This window comes from Draconibacterium sp., from assembly GCF_041583095.1.
In the GTDB taxonomy this organism is placed as follows: Bacteria; Bacteroidota; Bacteroidia; order Bacteroidales; family Prolixibacteraceae; genus Draconibacterium.
In genome coordinates this window covers 22,695-30,824 of the sequence record NZ_JBFHGM010000029.1, presented here as the reverse complement: position 1 = coordinate 30,824, position 8,130 = coordinate 22,695, and the positions used below count along the sequence as shown (strand labels likewise).

Here is an 8,130-nt window from a genome sequence, read left to right as displayed (position 1 = left end):
TTAAATCCTGCCTTTTTCAGAAAATCCATTTCCCAAACGATAGCCTCATCCGATGGAGGAAGCAGAAAACTTTCAGGCCACCATCCCTGATCAAGCGGTCCGTAATGGAAGATTTCTTTGCCGTTTAAAGTGAATCGCCAGTTTCCTTCTGCATCGCAGGCTTTTCCCACTGTTCTGAACCCGGCGTAAGAAGTTACAACATCAAGTACTTTTCCGTCTTCGTCGAGCAATTCAATTTTCAGATCGTAAAGTTTTGGAGACGAAGGAGACCAAAGTTTAGCATTTTTTACGCTTAACAATACATCGGTACACAGTCCCTTTTTCTGTGCCACAAGCTCTTCGTTATCAAAAACGCTAACCTGTAACTGGGCTTTTTGCTGTAAACCGCCAATTGTTGCTTCTGCTTTTAATTCGCCATACATATCGGCCAATAGTTTTACCGACTTAATATAGGTTTCAGGAACCGATTCAATCCAAACAGGTGCCCAAATTCCGGACGACGGCGTGTACCAGATACCACCGTTATCGCGCTTTTGTTTTCCGCGTAACTGGTATAAGTCAAAATCATCGGTTCCGTCAATCACACGCAGTTTTACTTCGTTTTCGCCCGGTTTCACCAAATCAGTTACATCAAACGAAAAAGGCAGGTTACCGCCAACATGCGAACCGGCCAGCTCACCGTTAACCCAAACCATACATTTGTAATCAACACCTTCGAAATTTAACAACTGGCGTTCGTTTGCTTTTGGAGCCAGTTCAAAAGAGTGTTTGTACCAAATTACTTCGTTTGATTCAATTCGTCTTCCAACACCTGAAAGTGGTGTTTCCAAGGCAAAAGGAACCAGTATATTTTGTTCCCAGGCTTCAGGTTTTGTTGCGTTTTTTGATGTTACAGCATATTCCCAAAGACCGTTCAGGCTTTTCCATTCAGGACGCACCATTTGAGGACGTGGGTATTCTTTCCAAACATTGTCGGGAGTTACTTTTTCAGCCCAGCGGGTTTTAATTCTATCGCCTACCGGCTGCCAATCCTGGGCATAAAGTCCAAAGCTGATTAACAGAACAATGGCTGTTAAATTAAATTTAATCTTCTTCATCTTTTAAATTGTTTATGCAAAATTATTCTTGTTTTAAATTTCTATCTGGATATTGAATTATAGAACTGGTAAAATCATTTAATAAATCAGAAATTTCAAGTTCAATAAATTTTCAATTAAAAACTGCCAATTCAATCATTTAGCGCTTTAAAATGGTTGCCTTTTCTTGCATTTTGCAGCTCTTCGTAAGTGTCGAGTCTGGCACCCGGATCGCCCTGCTCTTTCAGCCATTTGTCGAGTTCCTTCGAAAGCTTTTTCTGAATTTCACTTACCTCTTTCTGATTGCACAGGTTCTTCATCTCGTTCGGATCGTCAGTCAAATTATAAAGCTCTTCAGCCGGACGTTTCTGGTAACGGGTTACCAAATCCAAAATTTCAGGATCATCCGAGGCATCGAAAACCCACGATGGCCAGTATTTATTTAGTGGCATACGCGCCATCAGATGCCGCTCGATGTAAAGGTTTTCAGGGCTAAGATTACGTATGTAGTGATACTTACCATCGGTAACCGAACGAATTGGATATGCCGGACCTTCGGGCACATTGTTATGCATGAAGTAGGCATATTCGCGGTGCGTATCTTTTTCTCCGAGCAGAACGGGTAAAAAGCTGCTCCCGGCAAATTCGGCTTTGGTATTACTTCCAAGCGCATCAAGTAAAGTTGGTAATACATCGTTGTACTGAATAAGCGCATCTGTGCGAACACCACTTTCTACTTTTCCGGGCCAGCGCACCACAAATCCGGTGTGCACACCATTGTTCCAGTTGGTCCATTTACAAAATGGCAATTGCGCACCTTGCTCCGATGTAAAAATCACGATAGTATTTTCGGCAATATCCAGCTCTTCAAGCAGTGCTAACGTTTCTCCTACTTGTTGGTCAAGCACCTCAACTTCGGCCAGGTATTTGGCGAATTCGGTGCGTGTTTCTTTGTTATCAGCCAAGTATGGTGGAAGATCAAATTCTTCGGGCTTAAAATGCGATGAATCGCCAACCGTCCAAGGGATATGTGGTACCACCAAAGCAGTCACCATACAGAAAGGCTGCTCATTATCGCGAGCCATAAATTCTCTCATGCCGGCGGCATCGTATTTTGCAGTTGTCGAAACACAATTGTCTTCAACTCCTTTAACTATTTCAAAAGGATATACACTGCGTGGGTCGGCATGTACTTTACCGGTAATGCCTACACGGTAATTCAACTCACCCAAATACTGAACAATACTTTGTGTGCCGGTGCGCGCAATGGCATGATTCCAGCAAACGCCGCTGCTAACCGGTTGCAAGCCGGTGTACAATTCTGCACGGCAAGGCACACACATCGACATGGTGACAAAAGCATTATTAAAGGTCATTCCCTGTGAAGCCAGTTGATCGATATGCGGTGTTTTTACATTTTGTCCTCCGTAAAGCGACAGATCACTGTGCGTACAATCATCGGCCATGATGATTAGAATATTAGGTTTTTGTTTCGCATTTGCATGCAACACGTTAACAAAAAGAAATGCGAAAACTAAAATGATGATGTTCTTATACATACTTGTTTAGATTATAAATTATACAGTTTTCAAAACTACATTTACCGAATGGCTCTTGTTAGCAAATATCTTCATGACCTTGGGACTTTCGTTCAGAACTCAGTATTTGTTACCAGAATTTCCCATACACTCTTTCCCTTTGAATAGCATTAGAAATCTCCGTTATTATAATGCTTTAAAGAAGTTTACCCCTAAGTTACTTTACGATAAAATACGGTTCCTTCATTAATCGCTCTTTAATTTTAGAATTATTTCTACCCGGATCCTTGCCGGCATCGTAATCTGTATTTAATGTGGGTAATTGAATATCGTGCGTTTCAAAATAACTGTCAATATCCCGATTCAACTCCTCGAGAATTTTCTGATTCAAATTAGCAATATTGTTCAACTCCTGTGGATCCTTATCCATATCAAACAAGTATTCAGAATTGTCTTCGTAGTACTTGATCAGTTTATAATTGTCTTTTATAACCGCCACTACCGGATGGGTACCTTTTTGATGCTGTATCCTGAAAGTAAAACACCTGAGCAGAATCAATTGCTTCATAGAGTATGAATCATTTATTGACGGATATACCCGGTTTGCAGGAACTGAAAGCATATCCCTTTTTCAAGGGATATGCTTTAACTAAACTATACTATGCGCGTGTACTAATAACCCGGATTTTGTTCGCACATCGGATTGGCATCAATTTCAACCTGAGGAATTGGCATACGCACATGAAAGTCCTGTGCATTTGTAATTCCTCTTTCACGAGCGGAACTGACAAACTTTCCGTGGCGAATTAAATCCTGACGTCTTTTCCTTTCGCTATAAAACTCCCAACCGCGTTCATTCAGAATATGATCTCTGAGTTCTTCTTTTGAAGCAAAATCAGCAACAGATATATCTCCCAGATTTGCACGATTTCTCACCATATTTATCAGATCAATCGATTCCTGGTTCGGACCATTTAATTCATTTAGAGCTTCTGCCCTTGCTAACAAAATATCAGCATATCTTATTTGAGGAATATCGTTACCATGGTCATTTCCCTGGGCATTTACATCGGGCCACCATTTAAATGATCGGGTATTATTTGCATTCAGTAAAGAAACTGTTTCTCCCTTTTTATTGATGAATTCAGATATAATCAGATCTTTTCTTTGATCACCTTCTTCAAAAGAATTATAGAAAGAATCGTATAAGCGATACTGAGCAGCCCAATTTCGCATGTTCGATGTCCAGGTAAAACCGCTTTTTGGTTCTATTGAAAAATTAATCGGAAATGCTCCGTTAATGTAATTATTACCTAGTCCCTCAACCACTGCCTGATGAACCCAGATGTATTCTTTATTACGTTCGTTTTCCACTTTAAACAATTCCCTGTAATCGGGGTAAAGTTCATAATAATTCATGTTGATCAGATCAGAAGCAGCATCGGCACATTTTTGCCACTGCTTTGAGGCCAGATAAAACTTACACAAGAATGCAGTTGCAGCTCCTTTATGTGCACGGCCATACAGTTTTTCGTCTCCCGGATCTGGTAAATCCGCTATGATTTCAGAAAATTCTGTTTCGAGAAAGGTCAACATCTCCTGCTCAGAGGCACGTGGTAATTCCATTTCCTGCGTTGCACTTGTGCGCAAAGGAACCGGTCCAAAATAAGTGTACATGTAATAGTACTCGGTTGCCCGTACAAAACGCGCTTCAGCTCTGATTAACTTCTTCTCTGAATCGGATAATGTTGATTCTTCTATATTATCGAGTATGGTATTGGCATCTCTTACCCCTCTGAAAGGACCTCTCCACATTAAATCAGTTATCCAGCCGGTTGAAGCATCCCATGTAAAATTTATCATTTGAACGGCAGTACGATTTTCACCACCACCGGTTTCCCATTCAATGTCTGTACACCACTCTTCAAGGTTTAACAAACTTTTTCCATTCCAACCATTCAGTTGACTTTCGGCATAGGCAGCATGAAGTACCGCTTCGGCACCTATAATATCATTAAATAATCCATCCGGATCCAATTCGGAATAAACATCTTCTTCCAGTACATTTTCACAACTATTTATAAAAAACAGCCCGAGAAGTAAAGCTAGTGTATATAATATATTCTTTTTCATAATTAAATCTTTTTTTAGCGTTTAGAATCCTATTTCACAACCAATCATGTAGGTTCTGGCAACCGGATATGAGTTATAATCAATTTTCAAACTCGGATTCCCATTGGAGTTGGTCGATGGGTCGAATCCGGAATAATCTGAAATTGTAAACAGGTTCTGTCCGGTAACATATACGTTTGCGGATTTCAGTACTTTATTTTTCAGTTTAAAGTCGTAACTCAATTTTACGGTTTTTAAGCGAATGTATGACGCGTCTTCAACAGTAGTAGTATTGACGGCTTTATTTCCCTGTCCGTTTGGATTTACAAACGAAGGATACTCATTTGTTGGATTATCGGCAGTCCATCTGTTTAAATAGGGTTCTGCTAATTTATTTCTTCGGAAGTTAATTGGGAAATAACTATCTACTAAATTATTATTTAGCATTTCAATTCCATGTACTCCCTCAAAAAAGAAGTTTAACGCAAAACCATTGTATGAAAGATTATTGGATAATCCCCACGTAAATGTCGGGAATGAATTTCCAATTATAACCCGATCATCATCGTTAATTTTTCCATCCGTTGCATCTGGCACACCGTCGCCATCAGTATCAACAGTTAGCTGGTCTTTGAATTTTGTATCACCAGCTTCTACAGGGTCTGTAGTAACACTAAAATCATCGTCAAGCTGCCAAACACCTTCTACTTCATAACCATAAAAAGAATTTAACGGTTCTCCTTCTCTGATTAACGCAATACCATTTGTCCATCCGGCTCCTGCATGAATAATTTCAGGAATAGGGCCTAAATCCAACACTTCATTTTTAATGGTAGAGAAGTTAAAATTCGTATTCCACTTGAAATCACCAACAAAGTTTCGTGTTTCGATCATGAATTCGAATCCCCGGTTACGGATACTTCCTATATTTTGTAATACACTGTTAAATCCGGAAGATGAAGGAACCGGAAGGGCAAGCAACATATCGCTTGTTTCTTTTGAATAATAATCAACTGTGGTGTAAATACGATTGTCATAAAATCCCATATCCATACCAAAGTTTATTTGCTCGGTAGTTTCCCATTTCAATTCGGGGTTACCAATCCTTGAAGGGTCGAGTGTAGTCGTTTTTTGACCATTCATTATTGCTGTTGGCCCAGTTGCAAATGTGGTTAACGACTGATAATTTCCAATTCCCTGGTTACCGGTAATACCCCAGCTACCTCTAAGTTTTAGAAGACTAAAAGTATTGAGCTCTTTGATAAAGTCCTCTTCGTGCATTTTCCATGCACCTGCTAATGATGGGAAATAACTGAATTTGTTATTTTCACCAAAACGAGATGAACCATCTGCTCTAAAGGTAGCGGTAAACAGGTATTTGTCTTTGTAATTGTAATTTGCCCGGGCAATATATGATAACAATTTATACGTTGATCGATTACTGAATTCCTGAAACAAAGTCGGATCAGCTGCATCCATATCCCAGGTTTTTGTAATATCGTTTGGAAAGTTTCTGGCATTCATTGTATTACGATCGGTATTAAATGCCTGATAAGTTACACCGCCCATCAAAGTCATGCTGTTATTCTCATCAAAATCTTTCATATAAGTTGATGTACCTTCAAACAGGTAATTGGTCTTAATTCCGTTGATAATGGATGCAATTCCACCAGCTCCGGCCCCATTTTTAGTAGTTCTGTCAACATAAGAATCTCTGCGACTGCTTTGAACATCAAAACCTCCATTCAATTTGGCAGTCCATCCGGGAAGAATTTCGTACTGACCGTAAAAACTTCCCAAGGTTCTGTACGTATTACCAAATCCATCTTTCCCTGTTGCGAGCGCCATTGGATTGTCGGTAGTTATGTACGGAGATATTTGAAACGTACCATCTTCATTGTAAACCTGAAGGGTAGGATCGAAGTTTAATGCGGCGTACAAGGCACCTGCCTCCTCATTAATGGCATAACCATATGCCAAAAATTCATCCTGAGTATAAGATGTGGTGAAATTTACACCAAGCGTAAATTTGTTTACTTTATGCTGAAGATTTAAACGTGCATCGTAACGTTTAAAGGCAGAATTTACAACAATACCTTCCTGGTTGAAATAATTAAGCGATGAGTAAAAACTTGTTTTACCGTTACCTCCTGAGAAGGACAAATTGTGACTTTGAATTAATGCACTACGCATTACCTCATCCTGCCAATCTGTTCCTTCACCCTGTATACCAGTTACACGTTCTTCCGGATTACCGCCACCTTCATCCAAAATATCATTCAATACAGTCATATACTCCTCGGCAGAAAGTAAATCTACCGTATTAGCTGCAGATTGTGTACCTACATAACCATTGTAGTTCACATTAAAAGTACCGTCTTTTCCACTTTTTGTGGTTACAATAATTACTCCGTTCGCACCACGAGCTCCATAAATGGCAGTCGCCGATGCATCTTTTAAAATTTCAATAGATTCAATATCTGCCGGATTTATAGAACTTAGAGGATTTCTTGGAGCTCTTGATCCCGGTATGTCCGCGCCTGAACCGGCAGTAATCTGGCCGTTATCAATTGGCAGTCCATCAATTACGTACAGAGGACTTGAGCTGGCATTAATCGAACCGGCTCCCCTAATTCTGATAGCCATTCCACCACCTGGTTCTGCGCTTGACTGAATAACCTGAACACCTGGTGTTCTCCCTTGTATCATTTCATCAACCGATGAAACACCTGTGGTATTCATATCATCTCTGTTCAGTGATGAAACCGAACCTGTCAGGTCGCTCTTTTTTACAACACCATATCCAATGGCGACCACTTCTTCAATTCCAATGGCATCAGCTTGAAGTGTTACGTCAATTTTTGACTGTCCGTCCAGCACTATTTCCTGAGTTTTCATTCCAACAAACGAAAAAACAAGAATCTTTCCGTCGGTTACCGGCAATTGGTAATAGCCATTCATATCTGTTACTGTACCAATGGTAGTACCTTTAAATATTACCGTTACACCTGGTAAAGCTTCGCCATCTGCATCGGTTACAATTCCCGTAATTGAATTCTGGTCGGCAACACCCATTGCGTCCTCATCAACCGGGGTTACAGCAATATAACGATCGATTATCTGATAGTTATATTTATCAGCATCAAACAGTTGTGTAAGCACATCATGAATATTGGCATCATCAAGATCTATATCCACATATCGATTCATAAGGTGATCATCATACTTCAGCATGAAGTAAAATTCGGTTTCGCTTTCGATTTTTTCAATCACCTCTTTTACAGTAGCCTGATCCATGTTTAGCGTAATTTTTGTGGATTGCGCATAGGATTCAGCAAATACGTTCAGAGTTAGTACAAAGATTAGAAAGGTCGTTAGTTTCATAATCATTAAAACTTTTTTTA

At 39.9% G+C, this 8,130-nt stretch carries 5 protein-coding genes; all 5 read right to left on the bottom strand.

Features of this window, described 5'->3' with window-relative positions:
• The coding region (locus ABZB17_RS04680; RefSeq protein ID WP_372648328.1) for a glycoside hydrolase family 2 protein at nucleotides 1–1,097 on the bottom strand (1,097 nt) is incomplete at its 3' end.
• A gap of 131 nt (nucleotides 1,098–1,228) precedes the next feature.
• Nucleotides 1,229–2,635, bottom strand: a complete 1,407-nt coding sequence (locus tag ABZB17_RS04675; RefSeq protein ID WP_372648327.1) for a sulfatase — start codon at nucleotides 2,633–2,635, stop codon at nucleotides 1,229–1,231.
• Between the two features lie 196 nt (nucleotides 2,636–2,831).
• Complete coding sequence (locus ABZB17_RS04670; protein ID WP_372648326.1) at nucleotides 2,832–3,182, bottom strand: sulfatase/phosphatase domain-containing protein; 351 nt, start codon at nucleotides 3,180–3,182, stop codon at nucleotides 2,832–2,834.
• Between the two features lie 104 nt (nucleotides 3,183–3,286).
• Nucleotides 3,287–4,747 (bottom strand): RagB/SusD family nutrient uptake outer membrane protein, encoded by a 1,461-nt coding sequence (locus ABZB17_RS04665; RefSeq protein ID WP_372648325.1) that lies wholly within the window; start codon nucleotides 4,745–4,747, stop codon nucleotides 3,287–3,289.
• A gap of 21 nt (nucleotides 4,748–4,768) precedes the next feature.
• A complete protein-coding gene (locus ABZB17_RS04660; RefSeq protein ID WP_372648324.1) occupies nucleotides 4,769–8,116 on the bottom strand; it encodes a SusC/RagA family TonB-linked outer membrane protein in 3,348 nt (1,115 codons plus the stop codon).
• Nucleotides 8,117–8,130 lie beyond the last annotated feature (14 nt).